The organism is Catellatospora coxensis (assembly GCF_016862635.1).
Classification (GTDB): Bacteria; Actinomycetota; Actinomycetes; order Mycobacteriales; family Micromonosporaceae; genus Catellatospora; species Catellatospora coxensis.
Map to the genome: position 1 here is coordinate 1 of NZ_BONI01000061.1, position 19,780 is coordinate 19,780.

Sequence of the window (19,780 nt, forward strand, 5' to 3'; positions counted from 1 at the left end):
GGGCGGTACATGTCGCAGACGTTCTTCCGCCGCCTGGTTACCTCGGTCGTGGTGGGCATCGGACTGCAGGTCGGCCTGGACGTGGCGATCCAGTTCACGCAGCTGTACATCACCGGCACGCGGCACAGCTGGGACGGGCGGCGTACGGGTGGGGCGGCGCTGTCGGGACTCATCGGCGGTGTCGTGGGTCCGGTGGTGTTCGAGGGGCTGAGCCGGGCGTTCACGCGGGCGCTGGGGCCGAGGTTCGGCGACGACGTCGGCGAGCGGATCGTCACGTCGCTGCCGGGGCTCGCCGGCACCGGGGCGCTGACCGAGTTCTCCGCCGAACAGCTCGCCGATGTGATCCTCAACGGCCGGATCCAGCAGTCCGATCATCCGTGGGCGCCCGCGTCGGCCGGTGCGGTGGAAGGCGCCGTCGACTGGATCGGGCAGCGTACCCGCCCTCGTGGTGGCGCGATCGTGGGTCTGGACGGTGGGGTGGGTGATCTCGGCTTGGCCGGTGACGGCCCGCCGGGTGGTGGTCTCCCCGATCCCGACACGGCGGGCGACGGTGCCGGGCCGAAGGCCCGGCCCGAGGGTCACGAGGTGGTACGGGCCCATGTCGTGTTGTCGGCGACGGCGGACCTTCCGGAGCGACCGCCCACCGGCGCAGTGAGCGTCGGTGGCACGCCGACACCGCGTGACGGTGCGGGTCGGACGGGAGTGTTCACCGGCGTCAACCGGTCGGAGGGCGGAGGTGTCGACGCCCGACGGGGCTCTCGTGACGGCGACGGGCCGACGGCGGCCGACGTACGCGACGACGGCGGTTCCGGCAGGCGGCCGAGCCTGAGCGGCGGGTCCACTCCGGAGCGTGCGCCGTTGGCGGGAGCGCGTCCCACCGCCACGGGTCCGGTCACGGCCGCGCCTGCCGGGGGAGCGGGACCCGCCGTCGCAGCGGGACCTGCGGGGGGCGGCGGCAGGCCCGCACCTCAGGCGAACGCCACGACGGGTCCGATCGTGGCCGAACGGGACGTGGCCATCACGAGGACCGCGCCGTCCACCGGACCGGCCGCCACCGACGCCCCGGCGGGTGCCGTGCCGCGACAGTCCACGGCCACCGCCGCCACCGACACCCCGGTGGGTGCCGAGCCGCGGCGATCCACGGCCGTGCCGACCGTGGCGGCACAACTGTCCGCGGCACCGGGTCCGCAGGCCCAGGTGACGGTTCCACCGGACCACGGCTCGGCGACGGTTCCGCCGCAGACCGCCTCGCAGTCCGGCAGCACGGTGCAGGTTCGCGACTGGGCGGCGCCGGCTCACGGCTGGCGGGCCGTGTCGGAGGGCTTCGCCCATCCGGGCGAGCGCATCCTGATCACCACCGACGGCCGGTGGGTCCGCGGGTTGACCGGCCTGTCCGAGACCGCGGGCGCGGCGGCGGCGCTGGTCCGCGCGGACCTCTTCGGCCTCTACTTCGCCGGCGACGGCACCGTGGCCCACGTGCCCCTGCGCGGTGACCAGGCCGGCGTGGGCGTCGCCGACGGCGGCCCGGCCGGACCCGGGCACCGGGCCGGCGATCAGGAGTCCACCGCGACGCCGGCCGAGGGCGAGCTGTCGGCGGAGTCCGTCGCCGAGCTGGTCGGCCATGCCGTGGTGGAGCAGGGCAGGGTGGTGTTCGCGGGACCGGACCCCGCCGCCGACCGGCTGTCGCCGGTGCCGCCGGGGCAGGTCACCACCCGGGTCGTGGCGCACGTGCGCGACGGCCTGGTCCGGGTGGCCGGCAGCGTGCTGACGGCGGGCCAGTTCGCCCAGGTGCTGGCGGCGCTGCCGGACGGCGCGCTCGCCGACCGCGTGGAGCTGGTCAACCGTGCCCCGGCCGGGACCGCGGGCCCGCTGGCGGCGACCGTCGCCGCCGCGCTGGACCGTACGGTGATCGGCGCGGACACCCAGGTCTGGTCGGCCGTTGGCCCGGGCATGCCGGGCTGGTCCTGGGCGGCCGGCGCGTCGACCGACGCGGCGGGCCGGCTGCGCCCGCGGCTCGGACCTGACGGCACCCCCGACGGGGACTTCGTGCTGCACGTTCCCCACCGCGACGGCGGCGTGGACACCCGGCGACTCGGCTCGACCCTCACCAGCGCCGGTGCCGAAGGCGACATGTCCGTCATCGACAACACGCCCGGGGCCGGCCGCGGTCCGCTCGTCGCGGCGCGTCCCGCACCCGTCGCCTCGATGGACGGGGTGCTGCCGCGGACGCTCGTCGACGAGCTGCTCGCCGATGCCGTCATCGCGCCCGGCAAGGTCCTGTTCCCCGGCCCGAACCGGGCAGCCGACCTGGCCGCGGCCCGCTGGATCCCGCCGGGCGCGGGCACGGTCCGGGTCCTGGTGCACGCCCGGGACGGCCTGGTCCAGGTGGGCGGCCGGACGTTGACGGCCGCCCAGTTCGCCCAGCTCCTGCAAGGGCTGTCGGCCGGCACGGTGGAGCTGATCAGCTGCAACGCCACCGGGACCGCCGGGTCACTGGCCGGGAACCTGGCGGTGCTGCTGGGCCGTACGGTGATCGGCGCGGACACTCCGGTGTGGACGGCCGTCGGCCCCGGCATGCCCGCGTGGACCCGGGCGGTGGCCGCGTCGATCGACCCGGCGGGCCGGATGCGCCCGAGGCTGGCCCCCGACGGCAGCCCGGACGGCCGTTTCGTGGCACACCTGCCGGACGGAGCGGGCGGCGTGCGGACCGTGGAGCTCGGCGGAACCCTCGACGCGCGCCCAGCCGTCACGAGCGGCGCGGCGGCGGGGCGCCCGTCGCACCGGGCGGACGGTGAACCCGGCGGCTCGCCGGCGGCGGTGACCCCGGCGTGGCACCCCTGGCTGCCCGCCGCCGACGCGTACGGGCCCGCGCGCCCGACCCCGCCGATGCTGTCCGAACCGGGCGTCATCGGCGGCCAGAACGTCCCGGTTCACGAGATCGTCGACGAGGGCGGCGCGCTGCGTTCGCGAGTCGTCAGGCATCTCGTGGCCGCGGCGCCGCACGGCTGGGACGAGGCGGCCATCAGCGCGGCGGTCGAACGGCAGCTCTCCGACACGGCCCTGCTCGACAACAACAAGCCGCTGTTCAACGGCTCGGGCTGGGCGGTGACGCTCGGCAGTGGCCGTGACGCCGTCGAGCTGCGCCTGCGGGCCGTCGCAGGCGAGCGGGCGCAGGCGGCGTCGTTCGACGGTTCGGCCGCCACCGCCGACCCGATGTCGGCAGGCGGCAGCCCCGACCGCCGCACACCGCAGCGCACCTTCGTGGACACCACCCTGGGCGAGAACAGCACCGGAGGCGCCACGATCGCGGTCGGCTACTCGGCGCTCGCCGGATTCGACACCGCGACGCCGTACGTCACCGCGACGCCGCTCGGCGCGGTGTCGGTGCAGGCCGGCACGAGCACCGCGCGCGGCCAGTCGGCGCAGACGCGGCTGCGTACCAACGAGGAGATCACGCTGCCGGTCGCGGGCGACGACCCGGCCCAGGCTCGTGCCTGGCGCACCACGGCACAGGTCACCGTGTCCGTGAGCCGGCGCGGTGTCGCGGACACCCGGGTGACCGGCGGCGTGCGGGTCACGGTGTCCGCGCTGAACGCGCTGACGTCGCTGTCCGATGTGCCCGCCGTGCGGCGGGGACCGGCGGCGCGCGAGTGGCGGCTGCCACCCAGCGCGGTCCTGGAGACGGCGTCCGTGCCCGCGAACCTGTTCGACGACCTGGCGCTGGGCGGCCGGCTCCCGGTCGGGTTCCGCAAACCCGGCAGCGCGCACCGCGCCGAGCTGGCCGACCTCGTCGACGCGGACAACCTCGGGCTCAACCGCGCGAGACTGGTCGGCGAGGGCCTGTCCACCAGCAAGATCACATCGCGGCGTGGGGAGGCCACGCCGTGGTGGAAACGGCCGGTCACGCGTACCCGGCGGGGCTTCGTCACGCTCACCGCGACCGTCGGCGCGCCGGTGCTGATGTTCAACCCGCTGGCGCTGCCCGGACGAACCGAGTCCGCACTGCGCACCGGGGCGTCCGACAGCACCTCGCACAGCCACGAGAGCATGGCGCGGGTGCAGGGCAGCGCGGGAGCCGGCGTGGCGTTCGGAGAGAACCCGCAGGACGGCCTGGAGCACGGCCTGGTCAACGTCTCCGCGGTGGGCGCCGTCGAGCGGGGCTCCGGCAGCAGCAGCTCGACGGAGACCGGCACGCAGACCGAGGTCAAGAGCAAGGCGACCGGAGAGATGCTGCTCTACCGGGTGCCGCTGGAGCTGTCCGCCCAGGAGCACGTCGGGCCGACCGCGCACGAGACCCGCCCGATCGGCAGCGGCCCCGCGTACGTGTACCTGTGGGTCACCCCGCTGGACGCCGCACGGTTCGGCTACCCCGGCGCCGCCGCGCCACGCCCCCCGCACGGACCGATACCCGCGTCCCCGCTGCCCCCGCGCGTCGGCGACTGGCAGCCCATGGCGCTGCCGGACGTGCGCGAGATCGGCACCACCGCGGCCGACGGCGAGCGGCTGTGGGACCGGGTGCTGCGGACCGTCGACGCGATCGGCGAACCCGACCTGCTGCCGCGGCAGGGGGCGGTGCCCACCCGGCGGCAGGTGTCCAACCTGGAGGCGCTGCAGAAGGCGGTGACCCAGTCCCACCTGCGCGGCAACTGGCGTACCCTGCTGGAATCCGGCATCCGGGTGTCGCTGGAACGGCCCGACAACGCCGAACACGACGCCGTCACCAGCTCTCGCCACGTCTCCGTCGTGATCAAGGCGAAACTGACCGACCGGCTGACCCGGCGCGACGGGATCGTCGACGGGACGCAGCTGGAGCAGACGACCCGCGTCGCCCACGGCCACACGGAGGGCCACTCGGTGAGCCTGGGCGGCCGGGCGGGAGCCCAGGCCCAGCTGGGCATGAGCACCGGGCATCCGAGCCGGGAGCGGACCAGGCTGCGCGCCTTCCTGGTCCGGCTCTCCGCCATGATGTTCTGGAAGCACCAGCGGACGCTGTCCGGCGGCGACGCCCCCGCCACGGCCCACCTGGTCAAGGTCGATCGCCGGCTGCACGAGCACCAGGCCGGGCTGTCGTTCACCGTGCACGCCGAGTACGCCGAGCGACCCCGGACCCTCAACGCGCCGCTGCGGCCGGTCCGTGACCGTCACATCATCGTCGGCGACGGACTGCCGCCGCTGACGGTCCCTGACGCGTTCCGCGTCGGGCTGCCCGAGTTCGACCAGGTGCATGCGCTCACGCTGAGCGGTGGCCGGCCCCGGGTGGAGCTCGTCGACAGCGTCCACGCGGCGACGCCGCAGGCCGTGTCCATCACCGGGCCGCACCAGTTCCTCGACGTGCACGTGCCCGACGACGCGCTGTTCACGGCGGCTGACATCGCCCTCGGCGCTGAGGTCACCGTGGACGAGCCGCCCGCCGGCGTGCCGAGCCCGGCCGTGCCGCCGCTGCCCGTGCGGGGCCCGGTGGGCATGTTCTGGACCAGCTGGCGGGAGTCCGGCCCGGTGCCCTCGACCAGCGGCCGGACCTACCGGTACGAGTCCACCGCGCTCACCGAACCGGGCTCGCCGGCCGAGACCGCCATCCGCGGCCGGATCACCCCCGACGCGATCCGGTCGGCGCTCGACCTGAACCAGCGGGGCGGCGGCGCGGCCAAGGTGATGCGCGGGGGCACCTTCACCGACATCGTCGGCGACCTGACCATGACGGTGCGGCTGGTCAACCCGCGCCGTGCCCTGAGCGCGGACACCGGCTACAACATCTACGACTCGGCCGAGTTCACCGAGAAGTCCGACACCGGCCGGCGCACCGAGTCGGGTCAGGACCTCACCGTCGGTGTCCACACCAACAACGAGGTCGTGCCCACCGACCCCGACGACCCGCGCAGCGTGCACCGGCTCAACGTGACGCCGCAGGCCGGCTACAGCAAGCGCACCGGCAAGCGCGAGGAGGGCGAGAACACCCACACCGTCGCCCGCCGGGAGGTCGTCGAGAACGAGGCCGGCACCGCGATGCTCGGCGACCTGCACATCACCTTCACCGGCGGGGTGTCCGCGCCGGGGATGAACCCGTCCCCCGGCAGCCCCGAGCTGAGCGTGCGGGTCGTCGCGCCCGACTCCGCCCTGTTCCTGGTCACCGAGGCGGAGGCGGACCGGCTGACGGTGCCGCTCGGCAAACCCGCACCCGCGGCGGGGGTCGTGATGGCCCTGCCGCCGCCGTACCTCACCAAGATGGTCGGCTTGGGCGTGGTGCACGGTGCCGTGTCCCCGCGTGCCGTCGCGCCGGCGGAGAAGGACGGCGGGTGGCGGTCGCTGCAGGACCGGTTCGCCCGCTCGCTGCCTGCCGACATGCCGGACCTCCTCCGCGGCCGGGCCGCGCGGGTGGCCGCCGACCTGCTCGAACTGCACCGGCTCAAGCCCACCATCGACGGCCTCTACGACAGGGGCCTGCCCGACACGTTCACCGTCGATGGATGGCTCTACCGGGACGAGGTCAAGGTGCAGGTGAACGCCATGGCGGTCGACCACCAGGCGGCGCTGCACCAGCCACCCGCGCCACTGCGCGCCTCCCTGTTCACGGCGGCGACGACCAGCCGGAAGTGGCAGCAACTGCGGCAGCGGGTGTTCGGGGTGGGCGTGCCGGTGGTCTGGAGCGGCATGACCCGGCTCACCACCGGCGACGGCGACGGCACCGGCCTGCAGTCGGTCCCCACGGGGGCGTCGGCGGCGCTCAGCCTGGTGCGCAACCAGGTCCAGCAGCGTACGACCAGCCAGACCGCCTCCGGCTACGTCGAGAAGTCCGGACCGCTGACCGGAATCGACGTCGACCACAGCTACCAGGTGACCGTGACCCGGCAGCGGGTGTCCACGGCGCTCGGCAAGGCGCTGCTGGTCGGCGTCGTCACGCACTTCATGGACGCCGTACGCCGGACGGTGTGGCAGGGCAGTTGGGTGCGCCAGCAGCGCGCGGTCACCCTGGCCGTGCCGGTCGACGCGGTGAACCGCGCACCGGGCCTCGCCAACAAGCTCGCCCGGATCGGCCACCACGAGGTACGCCGCCACGAGCCGGGCGACGACAGCCCGCCGGATCGGGTGTACGCGCCGGTCGATCACGGCCCCTGGGCCCTGCCGCCGGGCACGTCGTACTCGCTGGAGGGGGCGGTCGCGGGCGCGGCGCTGCACGACGCCGTCACCGAGGCGTTCACGCAGGACGGCAGCGTGCCCCGGATGCTGCGCGACTACGCGACCGACCTGGTCCTCGACCGGATCACCGGCGGGGCCACGATGGCCGCACGGGTGCGCACGATGCTCGACGGGCGCCTGCGGACCGGCGACCTGTTCGACGACTCCGGCCTGAGGGTCAAGGTCGGCGGGTTCTCCGTCACCGCCCGCCTGCACGGCCGGCCCCTGCTGGTGCACACCAGCAGCACGGTCGAACAGGAAGCGCAGCAGGAGACGGGTGAGGTCGAGCGCGAGTCCGGCTCGTCCGGTGTCGACTTCAACGCCGGCAACGCGGGTCTGCAGCACGGCCAGGCCATCGGCAGCCAGCCGGCGACGGACACGCCCCGTGAGGCGCTCGACTGGCAGCCGAACAACCTGCACTACGAGGGCGGCATGAGCTCCGGCGGGCGGGACACCACCATGTCCGGCCAGGGCGTCAGCGGCGGACCGAAGATCAAACAGAAGGGCTGGTCCGGTGTGTACAGCGCCGACCTCGTCCTCTACGTCGAACCCGGCCAGGACGGCAAGCACCTGCCCGTCGTCGAGGAGCGCCTGACCCTGCGCCCCCGGTCGGTGCAGGTCGAGAAGGGAGCCCTGGTGCGGTTCTGGGAGGGCGACGTCAGGGCGCTGGGCATGTACGGCTGGCGGGAACGCCTGGGCGATCCGGTCGACCTGGCCGAAGTCGCCGTCGACGCCGGCACGCACCTGGAGGTCCGCGCCGGCCGGCTGCACCTGGTTCCGGGAGCCGGGGATCCGGTCGGGGATCTCACCGACCTGCCGTCCGACTCCGCGGCGGCCCTCGTCGTCGCCTCCGGCGTGACGGATACGCAGGTCCAGGCGTTCCTGGCGGGACTGCCGCAGGGCTCGGCGCCACCTGTGCTCCGTGCCGACGGCCACGACCACGCGGCGGCCGTGTCCCTGGCGGCGCTCACCGGCATCCCCGTCGACACGGCCGACGGCGTGCGGGTCGTGCCGCCGACCGGCGACGGGGGCCCGCTGGAAGGGGCCGCCCGCCGCCGGCCGAGCGCCCTGCCGCCGGTGCTGGCCGCCCACGCCGAACTGCTCACGACGACGGAGGCGTTCCAGCACGCCGACCAGGCGCTGCTCGACGCGACCGCGGCGGTGGCCGAACGGGCCGAGCGGCAGCGGGCGGAGCAGCTGCGGGCGTTGACCGGTGCGATCGAGGCGGCGCGCCACGCCGTGGCCGGCACCGCCCCCGCGCTCGCCGCCGCGGACACCACGACCGTGGGCAGCGCCGGCCACCGGATGGGGGAGATCCTCACCGATGCCCGGTCGCAGCTGGACACCCTGCGTCGCACCGGCCGCAGCGACTCCGCGAGCGGCGGCCTCAGCATCGGCCGCCGGGAGCAGGCCGGTCCCGCCGGGGCGGGGCCGGCCGCGGACACCGCGCCGGGACGGGCCGCCGACCGGGTCGGCGCAGCCCTGGCCGACTGGGACAGCGCACGGCAGCGGCTGCACGCCGCGGTCACCGCCGCGCCGGTCGCAGTGGACACGGCGCGGACGGCGCTGGCCGACCTGGACGCCGCGTTCGGGGCGGCCGGTCAGGCGGTGGCGGAACTGCGCAGTGCCGTGAAGGGGCAGTCGCCCTTGGCGGGACAGCAGCAACCGTCGGTGATCGTCGACCGTAACCGCGCGCTCATCCGGCTGGGCAAGGCCGCCGCCACGCTCGCCGAGCACCTGCCCACACTGCTCGGCGGCCTGGACCGGGCGGCCCTGGCCACCGCGCTGGACGAGCTCGCCGCGGCGAACCAGGCGCTGACCGAGGGGCCGTCGACGCCGCCCGTGGACGCGGACCTGGCGGCCGAACGGGTCCGCCGTGAGCACGACCGGCGGGCCGCGTTCGCCGCCTGGCGGCACGCGCTCGACACGTTCTCCGCCACCCTGGCGGAGCTCCTGAAATGAACCGAGGAGTCGACATGTCCACCCCCACCGACCCGGTGCTCTGGCACCACGTCCTGCTGCGGCTGTCGGGACGGATCCCCGACGGCATGCTGGCCGAGGCACGCGGGCTGCTCGCCGAGGGCCGCCTGGTGGAGGTCGCCGAGCGGGTGGGCGGCTGGCTGGCCGCCCTGGCACCGGTCCTGCCCGCGGACGAGGCGATCCTGGTCGGCGCCCCACCCGCCCGGGGCGAGGAGACGATCCCGCCGTACGGGCTGGCCCCGGTCGGCCCGGAGGCGCTCATCGAGCACGGGGACGAGATCCCGTCCTGCCTCGACCTGACCGTCCCGGCCGATCCGGCCGGCGACCGCCACCGCACCGATCTGCCGGACGTCGCGGTCGCCGAGGCGGCGGCGCGGCTGCCGGCGGTGTGCGGCGTCTGGCGCGTGTGGCGGTATCCGACCGCGGACACCCCCTGGGCCGAGCCCCGGCGCATGTACCTCGTGGAGCTGAGCGCGGACGCCGCGGACCGGCTGCCCGAGGTGACGGGGCGGCTCCAGACGGCCCTGGCGGCGGCCGGCATGGCCGACCCGCTGGTGGAGTGCTACGCCGACCCGGACCGGCTGCCGGTGTTCCACCGCCACGCCCGCGCGTTCGGCGCGCTGCTCTGGGCGGCGCGCGAAGCCGAGCCGATCAGGCTGGCCCGGGTCTTCGACGGCGCGGACCCGGTCACCGGGCCGTACTTCGACCTGTTCCACCCGCGCGTGGCCGACGACGCCGACCGGGAGCGGACACTGGCCTACCTGGACGCCGGCACGCCGCTGCTGGCGACGAGCTCACTGCTGGCCGACGTGGTCGCCCCGGAGCGGGGCGAGGTCGTGCCGATGACGTTCCGGACCGACGGCCGCTGGATCTGGCCGGACGCGGTCGCCTACTACCTGGCGCAGCACCGGCTGGCGCCCGACCCGGACCTCGCGGCGTGGATCAGGGCGGCCGGTTTCACCGCGCCCGCGGTGGACGGTGTCGCGGTGCACCGGGCGACCATGGCGCTGTTCACTCCGGCGCCCGAGCCGAATCAGGCGGCCGGCTGACCGTCGGCCAGGCCCAGCCAGATCGCGATCGCCTCGGCCCGGGTCCGGGCGCCGAGCTTCAGGTAGATGTGATTGACGTGGTTCTTCACCGTCTTCTCGGTGATGTACAGCCGTCCGGCGATCTCCCGGTTGGTGCGCCCGCGCACGATGTTGTCCATGAGTTCGGCCTCGCGCCGCGAGACCAGGCCGCGCGGCCCCGGTTCGGGTTCGGGTTCCGGTTCGGGCGTGGACGCCGGGGTGCGCAGCGACTCGACCACCGCCGCGACGGCCCCCGGGGACATGTACGGATGCCCTCCCGCCGTGGCCACGACTGCTTTGACCAGGTCGGCGGCGGCGAACTGGCCGTGCACGAGATACCCGATCGCGCCGTCGCGCAGCGCCTGCACGACCAGATGCTGCTCGGCGCTGTGCGCCACGACCAGCACGGCGGGGCGGTGCACAGGCCGGGGCGCGTCGTGGCCGCTCGGCACGGCACGGCTCGTCACGATGACGTCCGCGGCCAGGCTCACGGCTCGGCCGGCGGTCTCCGCCGGGCAGGCCGCCTCGCCGATCACGCTGATCCGGTCGCTGGTCTCCAGCACCGAGCGGATGCCGAGCCGCACCAGCAGGTTGTCGTCGCTGATGAGGGCCCGGATGCGGGGTGTCGCGCCGAGGCTGGCCTGGGTGAGCATGCCGGTGGAGCTCCTTCGCTGCCGGCGGGTGACTCGCTGTCACCGCCGCCGTTCTGCCAGCAACGTAGGAGGTTTCGGGGAAGTTTGCGTGGCCGCCGGATGAACGGCCGTACCGTCGGCCGCGACCAGTGGATGTGAAGCAGGTGAACACCACCTGCCCGGCCGTGCCTTCCCGGGCCGGGCGCCCGGGAAGGCGACTGCGGGGTCAGCGGGGCACGATGTCCTGTGGCAGGAGTGTGACCAGGTCTTCCCTGGCGGGTGCGGCGATCTTGCTGATCCGGCCGGACTGCCGGACGATCATCTGGTCCAGCGTCAGCCGGGCCAGCCGTCCGTTGCCGGACCCGTGCTCGCGCGGCATCCCCGTGAAGTGCTCCAGCAGCGCCGCGCGCGCGTCCATCGTCAGCTCGTACCCGGACGCGGCGGCGTGCTGCTCCAGGATCGTGACCAGCTGCGTGGGCGTGTAATCGGCGAAGTGCACGGTGTGCGCGAAACGCGACCCGAGGCCGGGATACGCCTGCACGAAGGCGGCCATCTCCGCGTCGTAGCCCGCGGCGATGACGACGACGTCGTCGCGGTGGTCCTCCATCAGCTTCACCAGCATGTCGACGGCCTCCCGGCCGAAGTCGCCGGACCGCTCCACCGGCGCGAGCGTGTGCGCCTCGTCGATGAACAGCACCCCACCGCGGGCCCGCTCGAACACCTCCCTGGTCCGCTGCGCGGTCTGGCCGACGTACTCGGCCACCAGGTCGACCCGGCCGACCTCGACCAGCTGCCCGGAGGCCAGCAGGCCCAGCGCGGCCAGCACCTGCCCGTAGAGGCGGGCGACGGTGGTCTTGCCGGTGCCCGGCGCACCGGCGAAGATCAGGTGGCGGCCCAGCGACGGCACCGGCAGCCCGGCCGCGGCCCGTTTGCGCGAGGTGGCCAGCAGGTTGATGGTGTCGTTGACCTCCCGTTTGACCTCCTCCAGCCCGACCATGGCGTCCAGCCTGGCCCGGAGCTGGGCCAGGTCGGGGCGCTCGGCGTCGCCGCCCAGGCGGATGCCCCCGGTCGGCGGGGGACCGATGTCCTCGGGACGCAGCCGGGTCAGCTCCGGGGCGGAGACGACCTCGGTGCGCGACAGCCGCTGCGCCTGCCGCCCGATGGCGTCCTCGAACACCTTGCGGGCCGTACGGCCGTTGCCGAAGTTCGCGTCGCGCGGGGTGCGCGCGAACAGCTGGTGCAGGGCCTGGCTGGTGCCGTAGTCGAGGGTGTAGCGGTGCAGGCGGCAGAAGTTCTCCACGATGGTGACCAGCTCGTCGTCGGAGTAGCTCTCGAACTCGATGGTCCGGGTGAAGCGGGACGCCAGGCCGGGGTTCGAGGACAGGAACGAGCGCATCTGCGCCGAGTAGCCGGCCGCCACGACGACGATGTCCTCGCGGTGGTCCTCCATCAGCTTGACCAGCGTGTCGATCGCCTCCTGCCCGAACGAGGGCCCGGAGCCCGAGCCCTCGTCGGTCAGCGCGTACGCCTCGTCGATGAACAGCAGCCCGCCGAGCGCCGACTCGAACTTCTCCGTCGTCTTGATCGCGGTGCCGCCGATGATCTGGGCCACCAGGTCGGCGCGGGCCACCTCGACGACGTGTCCCTTGCGCAGCGTGCCCAGCGCCCGCAGGATCTGCCCGTAGAGCCGGGCGATGGTGGTCTTGCCGGTGCCGGGCGGACCGGCGAACACCAGGTGGCGGCTCATCGGCGGCGGCGGCAGCCCCACCGCGGTCCGGCGGCCGGCCAGCAGCTGGAGGTCGACGAGCATGTTGACCTCCTGTTTCACCCCGGCCAGGCCGACCAGCGCGTCCAGTTCGGTCAGCAGCGCCTCCAGCGCGGCGGGGGGCGCGGCGCGACGGGACTCGCCGGTCGGCAGGTGCCGCTCGTCATGGTCGGCCCAACGGTCGGCCGTGTGGTCCGGCGTCGCGTCGGCCCGCGTCTTCTCGGTCGTCTGGTCGGGCATGCCGTTGTCGTGGCTGTCCAGATCGGTCAGCGAGACCTCGCCTTCGGCGGCCGACCGGCGCAGGCCGCTGCCGCGGTTGTGGTGCAGCTTGCACGCCTTCACCGAGGAGTCCCGGACCTCGTCCAGGCGGATGCCGTCGGCGGCGCTGCCGGAGACGTCGCAGCGGGTGAGCTGCGCGGTGCCCTCGTTCTCGACCAGCACGCCGTTGCCGCCGCTGCCGGCCACGGTGCACTCGTCGAGGGTCAGCCGGCCGCCGCCCTGCACGAGCACGCCGTGCGTGCCGGACTCGCCGATGTGGCATTCCCGCAGCGTCCCGGAGCCGTTCCCGGCGGCGGTCACCCCGGCTTCGCCGGCACCGGTCAGCTTGGTACGCAGCAGCAGCGGCGCGCCGCCCTCGGCGGTGTACAGGCCGGTGCCGAGCGAGCCCGACACGGTGCAGTCCTCCCACCGGCCGCGCCCCTCGCCGGAGACGGTGATCCCGTGGCCCCGGGTGCCGGTCACCGCCAGCCGCTGGAACACGGGATCGGCCGAGCCGACCACGGCCAGCCCGCCGCCGCAGTCGTCGACGGCCAGATCGACGTAGGTGCCGGTCGCTCCGCCGGTGACGATGATCCCGTGGTTGGCGGCCGCGGCGATCGAGGTGGCCAGCACCCGGGGGTCGGCTCCGCCGTCGACGACGATGCCCGCGCCCCCCGTGCCGGCGAACCGGCACTCCTCGACCAGCGGTTTGGCCCGTCCGGTCACCAGCAGGCCCGCCTCCGGGGTGTCGGTGACGGCGGTGGCCCGCAGCACCGCCTCGCAGTCGCCCTCGACGGCGATGGCCGGACCCGCCGCCCGCGACAGCGTGCAGCCCTCGACGGTGAGCCGGGATTGCTCGGTGCCGAGCACGCCGTTGCCGCCGATGTCGGCCACGATGGTGTCGCGCAGCACCATGGCCGCCGAGGCGCGCACCACCGCGGCCGAGGTGCGCACGTGGCTGAGCGTGCTCTCCTCGACCAGCACGCTCGCGCGGTCGACGGCGATGATCCCGGCGCCGCCGGTGTTGCCGACGTGGCACCGCGAGACGGTCAGCTCACCGCCGGCCCTGGCATACAGCGCCGCCCCGGCCTGCCCGCGGACCTCGCACTCCACCAGGTTCAGCCGGCCCATGGGCACGTCGATCGCGGCGAGGTCGGGGTCGGCGGCGACCAGCGTGAGCCCGCTCAGCGTCGCCTCCTCGGCCTCCATGACGATCGCGCTGCCGGCTGGCGCGGAGATCACGACCGTGCCGGGACCCTCCTCGCTGGTGATGGTGCAGGGCTGGTGGAGGGCCAGCGCCTCGGCATAGGTGCCGGGCAGGACGCTGACGATCCAGCCCGGCTTCGCTGCCCGCAGCGCCGCGGAGATGCTGCGGTAGGAGTCGGGCGCGGTAGCGGAGACGGTGAGTACTCGATGATCCACCGGGGGACCTTTCCATGCGGAGGCGACTTCCGGAGACGGGCCCGAGCAGGGTCCGCGGACCCATGCCGGGGCGTTGTCGGGTTCGTAGAGTGCCGCCAGCCGCCACGTGCCGGTGCGGGCGACGGGAGCAGCCGGGAGGGTTCATGGGACGGATGACACGGTGGTGCCGGTGGGCGGTGGTCGTGGCGCTGGCCGTCGCAGGAACGCTGCCCGTGACGGCGCCCGCGGCGGCGGCCGAGTGCGTGGGGCCCGCCCGGACCGTGGTGCCGGAGCTGCCCTGGGCCCAGCAGTGGCTGCAGCCGCAGCGGATCTGGCCGCTGACCCAGGGCGCCGGGGTCACCGTCGCGGTGGTGGACTCGGGAGTGGACGGGCAGGTGCGCCAGCTGCGGGGCCGCGTCGAGGCCGGGCTGGACGTGCTGGCCGGCGGCGGCCGCGCCGACACCGACTGCTCCGGGCACGGCACCTTCGCCGCGGGCATCGTGGCGGCGGCCGAACAGCCGGGGGTCGGCTTCGCCGGGCTGGCTCCGCAGGCCCGGGTGCTGCCGTTGCGGGTCACCACCGACACCGACGAGCTGCCGCCCGCGGCCGCGACGGCGGCGGCCGTCCGTACGGCCGCCGAGCGCGGCGCGCGGGTGATCCTGGTCGGCACGCCGATCGTGCGGGCCGGCGCGGAACTGCGCGCGGCGCTCACGGTCGCGCAGAGCCGGGACGCCCTGGTGATCGTGGTGCCCTGGGCCGGTGCGGACAGCCCGGCGCCGGTGGACCCGTGGGTCGCCGAGCGGGTCGTGTCCGTCGGCGGATTCGGCCTGGACGGCGCGGCCATGACCGGCACCGCCGCACCGGTGGACCTGGTCGCCCCCGGTTCCGCCCTGGTCAGTGTCGGCCCCCGCGGCCCCGGTCACCTGCTGTCCGAGGGCAACGGGTACGCGGCCGCGTTCGTGGCGGGCGCCGCCGCGCTGGTCCGGGCCAGGCACCCGCGGCTGACCGCCGCACAGGTCAAGCAGCGCCTGCTGGCGACCAGCGACCGGGTGCCCCGGCAGGTGCCCGACCCGGCGCTGGGCTACGGCTGCCTCGACCTGTACGCGGCCGTCACCGCGGTGCTGCCGGGCGAGCACGGGACGGGCCTGTCCGCCGCCCCGGTGCCGCGCGCGGTCGTCGCCCGCCCCGGGCAGGCCGACGACCAGGCGTTCCGGACCGCCGCCGTGGCCGTGGCGGTCGCCGGTGTGCTCGCTCTGCTGGCGACGGTCGTGGCCCTGGCCGTGCCGCGGATCCGGCGCAGGCAGGGACTTCCGCGCTGACCCCGTTCGGTTGACGTCGCGCACGGTCAGTCCGAGCCGGCCGGCTGCAGCGCGGTGTGCACCAGCGCCGGAGCGAGGCGGCGGTTGACGAGCTGGGCCCGGCCCGGCGGCAGCCGCCGCGGCTTGGCCTCGCCCAGGAACGAGCCCTCGGACTTGTCGTAGGAGAACAGCAGCGCGCTGGTGCCGAGGTCCCACAGCCGCCGCAGGGCCGGGTCGGACATCATCACCCGGGACGCCCCCGAGGTGCTGCGGGCCAGCACCAGGTGCAGGCCCACCGCGGCGCCCTGCGGCAGCGCGTCCAGCAGCGGTTCCAGCGGGCTGCCGTACCCGCCGGCGAGCAGGTCGTAGTCGTCGATGATGACGAACAGGTGCGGGCCGGCCCACCAGTCGCGGCGGGCCAGCCGCTCCGGGGTGATGTTCGGCCCGGGCAGCCGCGGCGCGATCGCGTCGACGGCCTGCTTGACCAGGTCCGTCAGCGCCGCGGTGGACACGGCGTAACCCACCTGGATGTCGGGCGGCACCGCGTCGTACAGGTGCCGGCGGGTGTCGGCCAGCAGGATGCGGGCCTCGGCGGCGGTGTTGTTGCGCACGATGCTGCGGGCGATCAGCCGCAGCAGGTTCGTCTTGCCCGACTCCGATTCGCCGAACACCATCAGGTGCGGCTGGGCGTCGAAGTCGTGCCAGACCGGTTCCAGCCGCGCCTCGTCCAGACCCAGCGCGACCCGGCGCGGGGAGGCCGGTCTGGGCAGGGCCGTCACCGGCAGCAGCGTCGGGAGCAGCCGCACCTTCGGCGCGTGCGGGCCGGACCAGGCCCGGGCGCTCTGCTCGGCCAGGTCGCGGGCGGTCTCGTTGAGGTCGTCGGTGCGCGCGATCCCGTCCACGCGGGGCAGCGCGGCCAGGAAGTGCAGCGCGTCGCGGGACAGGCCCCGGCCGGGGATCGCCGGGACGTTGGCCGCCTGCCGCATGCCGACCTCGGAGTCCACCGGGTCGTTGAGGTGCAGCTCGAAGCGGGTGCCGAGCAGGTCGCGCAGCCAGGGCCGGACCTCCGACCACCGGGACGCGGTGACGATGAGGTGGATGCCGTAGTTGAGCCCCCGGGTCGCCAGCTCGGAGAAGCCCGACTCCAGCGTCTCGAAGTCCTGGTGCATGGTCGACCACCCGTCCACGACGAGGAACACGTCGCCGTAGCCGTCGTCGGCCCCGTCGGGCAGGGCGCCCTGCGCCCGGCGGGCGCGGTACTCGGTGATGCTGTCGATGCCCAGCGCGGCGAAGCGCTGCTCGCGGTGCGCCAGCAGGTCGGTGACCTCGCCGACGGTGCGGGCCACCCGGTCGCGGTCGAGCCGGCCGCAGACGCCGCCGACGTGCGGCAGCCCGGCCAGGCCGGCGAGGCTGCCGCCGCCGAAGTCCAGGCAGTAGAACTGCACCTCGGCCGGGGTGTGGGTGAGCGCGAGCGCGGTGATCAGCGTACGCAGCAGGGTGCTCTTGCCGCTCTGCGGCGACCCGCCGATGCCGACGTGGCCGCCGGCCCCGTTCAGGTCGGCGACGAGCAGGTCGCGGCGCTGCTCGGTCGGCCGGTCGACGACGCCGACCGGCACCCGCAGCCGATCGGCGGGCTCGTACAGCCGGCCGTCCACACCGGCCGGCGGCACGACGCCCAGCCCGCGGTCGGTGGTGATACGCACCGGCGGCAGCAGCTGGTCGAGGGTGGGCGGCTGGTCCAGGGGCGGGAGCCACACCTGGTGGGCCTGCGGCCCGTGCCCGAGCAGCCGGTCCGCGATCACGTCGAGCAGGCGCGGCCCGCTGTGCGCGCCGTCCTCGGCGGACTCGTCCACCGCCGCGGCCGGCGCGGCCTGCTCAGGCATCGGCACCGGCCCCACGACGTACGGGGTGAGGTCCAGTCGCGCCTGCTCCTGGCGCTGCAGGCGCAGCGCCTTCTTCGGCGGCGCCGACACGTAGGCGGCCTTGAACCGCACCAGCGTGGCGGTGTCGATGCGCAGGTAGCCGTTGCCCGGCGCGGACGGCAGCGTGTACGCGTCCGGCACGCCGATCACGGTGCGGCTCTCCGCCGCGGAGAAGGTGCGCAGCGCGATCCGGTAGGACAGGTGCGACTCCAGCTGGTGGATGCGCCCCTCGTCGAGGCGCTGCGACGCCAGCAGCAGGTGCACTCCGAGGCTGCGGCCCAGCCGTCCGATCATGACGAAGGTGTCGAGGAACTCCCGCTTGGTCGCGAGCAGCTCGCTGAACTCGTCGACCACCACGAGCAGGGTCGGCATCGGGGCCAGCGGCGCGCCGCCGGCGCGGGCCTTCTCGTAGTCGCGCAGCGAGCTGTGCCCGGCCGTGCGCAGCATCTCCTGGCGGCGTACCAGCTCGCCCTGCAGCGCCTCCTGCATCCGGTCCACCAGTGGCAGCTCGTCGGCCAGGTTGGTGATCAGCGCCGAGGTGTGCGGCAGGGTCTCCAGGCCCAGGAACGTGGCGCCGCCCTTGAAGTCGACCAGGATGACGTTGAGCACCTCGGAGGTGTGGGTGGTGGTCAGCGCGAGCACCAGCGTGCGCAGCAGCTCGCTCTTGCCCGAGCCGGTGGCCCCGATGATCATCCCGTGCGGGCCCATGCCGCCCTGCGCGGCCTCCTTGAGGTCGAGCTCGACCGGGGTTCCGTTGGCGGAGACGCCGATCGGCACCCGCATGTGGTCCCACCGCGAGCGCCCGGTGCGCGCCGTGGCGGGGTCGAACGTCTCCGGGTCGCCGAGCCCGAGCAGGGCGGTCAGGTCCAGGTCGGTGGTGAGGGAGTCGACGGCCTCGGCCGAGGAGCCGAGCCGGTACGGCGCCAGGCGGCGGCTCAACCGCCGGGCCTGGGCGGTGCTCAGCCGGTCCGGGGTGCTCAGCGCGGTGGCGTCGTCGCGGCCCTGGGCGTCGGCGCCGACCATCTCGATCACGTCGGGCCGCACCCGCAGCCGCAGCGTCAGCGGGTCCACCGCCCAGCGCAGCGAAGCCGTCAGGTCGATCATCGTGCAGTTGCGCACGCTGCTCATCGCGAACCGCGACGTCGCCGGGACGGGCACGCCGTCGACCACGACCACCGTGTACGGCTCGTCGCGGCCCGGCAGCGCGGGGTCGTCGAAGCGCGGGCGGTCGGCGAAGGCCGGGCCGAGCAGCCGTTCCAGGTCCGCGAACGACTCGGCCAGCTGCCGGGCCGCGCCCGCGCCGTCGTGCTGGTTCGGGTGCTGCGCGTGCGGCAGCCACTTGAGCCAGTCCCAGCGGTGCTGCCGCTCGGCCGGGGCGCACACCAGCACGCGCAGGTCGTCCGGGCTGTGGAAGGTGACCAGCTGGCCGAGCATCGACCGGACCAGCCCCAGCCCGTGCTCGTCGGCCTCCGCGCCGTCCTGCCCCGGGTCGGCGGGGTCGTCGGCGGCCCGCACCAGGACCCGGGCGAAGCCGCGCAGCTGCACGGCGATGGGTGTGCCCGGCACCGTCCAGTGCGCCTGCAGGAACCGGCGCAGCGCCTGCGCGGACAGGGGTTCGAGGTCCTCGACCGGCTTGGTCTGCGGCGGGGTCAGCGACACGGTGAGCCGCTGGCTGCCCAGTCCGATCCGGATCTCGGCGAAGTCGCCGCCGCTGGGCCGCCGCTCCCACATCCGCCGGTTTCCGGCCAGCGACCACAGCACCTGCGGGTCGGGATGGTTCCAGAACAGCGAGGTGGCCTGCTTCTCGGCCAGCTGGCGCACCTGGCGGCGCATCTGGCCCAGGTAGCGCAGGTAGTCGCGCCGCTCGCCGCGCAGCCGCTGCTTGCGCTCGCCGCCGCCGCGACCGAGCTGGGTGACCAGCATGCCGATGCCGGAGACGCCCATCATGCCGCCGGCCATGTAGGTCAGCGACGACGATCCGGGCTGCATGAAGATCAGCGCCATCGCGCCGGTGCTCAGCGCCATCGGCAGGTAGGTGAGCATCGAGGACATGTCGACGCCGTTCAGCTCCGGCAGCGTCGGCGGCTCCTGGAGCATCATCTCGCCCCGGGGGAGCGGAGGGCCGGGCTGGCGCACCGGACGCCGGAACACCACCGTGGTCATGGCACTCCCAGAAAGGTAGAGGGGCCGGAACCCGCTCATTCTGCGTGCCGCGACCGCCCGCGGCTTGGGTCCGCGGGCCCATGTTCGGCCCGGTCAGCGCCGCTAGCCTGCTGTGGTCGCC

The 19,780-nt window shown here is 74.9% G+C and carries 6 protein-coding genes; 3 read left to right on the forward strand and 3 right to left on the reverse strand.

Annotated features, from left to right (window positions below; genetic code table 11):
* Nucleotides 1–51 precede the first annotated feature (51 nt).
* Together Cco03nite_RS29575 and Cco03nite_RS29580 are read left to right on the forward strand one after the other, a co-directional pair.
* Entirely contained in the window at nucleotides 52–9,135 is a 9,084-nt protein-coding gene (locus Cco03nite_RS29575; protein WP_203695993.1) for a DUF8616 domain-containing protein, read from the forward strand.
* 14 nt (nucleotides 9,136–9,149) lie between these two features.
* The gene (locus Cco03nite_RS29580) at nucleotides 9,150–10,202 is read left to right on the forward strand and encodes a hypothetical protein (RefSeq protein WP_203695995.1); all 1,053 of its coding nucleotides are present in this window, start codon (nucleotides 9,150–9,152) and stop codon (nucleotides 10,200–10,202) included.
* On the opposite strand, the gene Cco03nite_RS29585 is transcribed toward Cco03nite_RS29580, so the two are convergent.
* Nucleotides 10,187–10,873 carry a LuxR C-terminal-related transcriptional regulator gene (locus tag Cco03nite_RS29585; RefSeq protein ID WP_203695997.1) on the reverse strand — a complete coding sequence of 229 codons (687 nt, stop codon included), beginning with the start codon at nucleotides 10,871–10,873 and terminating at the stop codon, nucleotides 10,187–10,189. The two genes, Cco03nite_RS29580 and Cco03nite_RS29585, sit on opposite strands and share 16 nt — an antisense overlap.
* A 205-nt stretch (nucleotides 10,874–11,078) precedes the next feature.
* Complete coding sequence (locus tag Cco03nite_RS29590; RefSeq protein ID WP_203695999.1) at nucleotides 11,079–14,297, reverse strand: right-handed parallel beta-helix repeat-containing protein; 3,219 nt, start codon at nucleotides 14,295–14,297, stop codon at nucleotides 11,079–11,081.
* Between the two features lie 143 nt (nucleotides 14,298–14,440).
* Here Cco03nite_RS29590 and Cco03nite_RS29595 point away from each other — a divergent pair, with 143 nt between their 5' ends.
* Nucleotides 14,441–15,595 carry a S8 family serine peptidase gene (locus Cco03nite_RS29595; protein ID WP_203696000.1) on the forward strand — a complete coding sequence of 385 codons (1,155 nt, stop codon included), beginning with the start codon at nucleotides 14,441–14,443 and terminating at the stop codon, nucleotides 15,593–15,595.
* Between the two features lie 26 nt (nucleotides 15,596–15,621).
* On the opposite strand, the gene eccCa is transcribed toward Cco03nite_RS29595, so the two are convergent.
* On the reverse strand, nucleotides 15,622–19,659 hold the full coding sequence (eccCa, locus tag Cco03nite_RS29600; RefSeq protein ID WP_203696002.1) for a type VII secretion protein EccCa: 4,038 nt from the start codon (nucleotides 19,657–19,659) through the stop codon (nucleotides 15,622–15,624).
* Nucleotides 19,660–19,780: the final 121 nt, after the last annotated feature.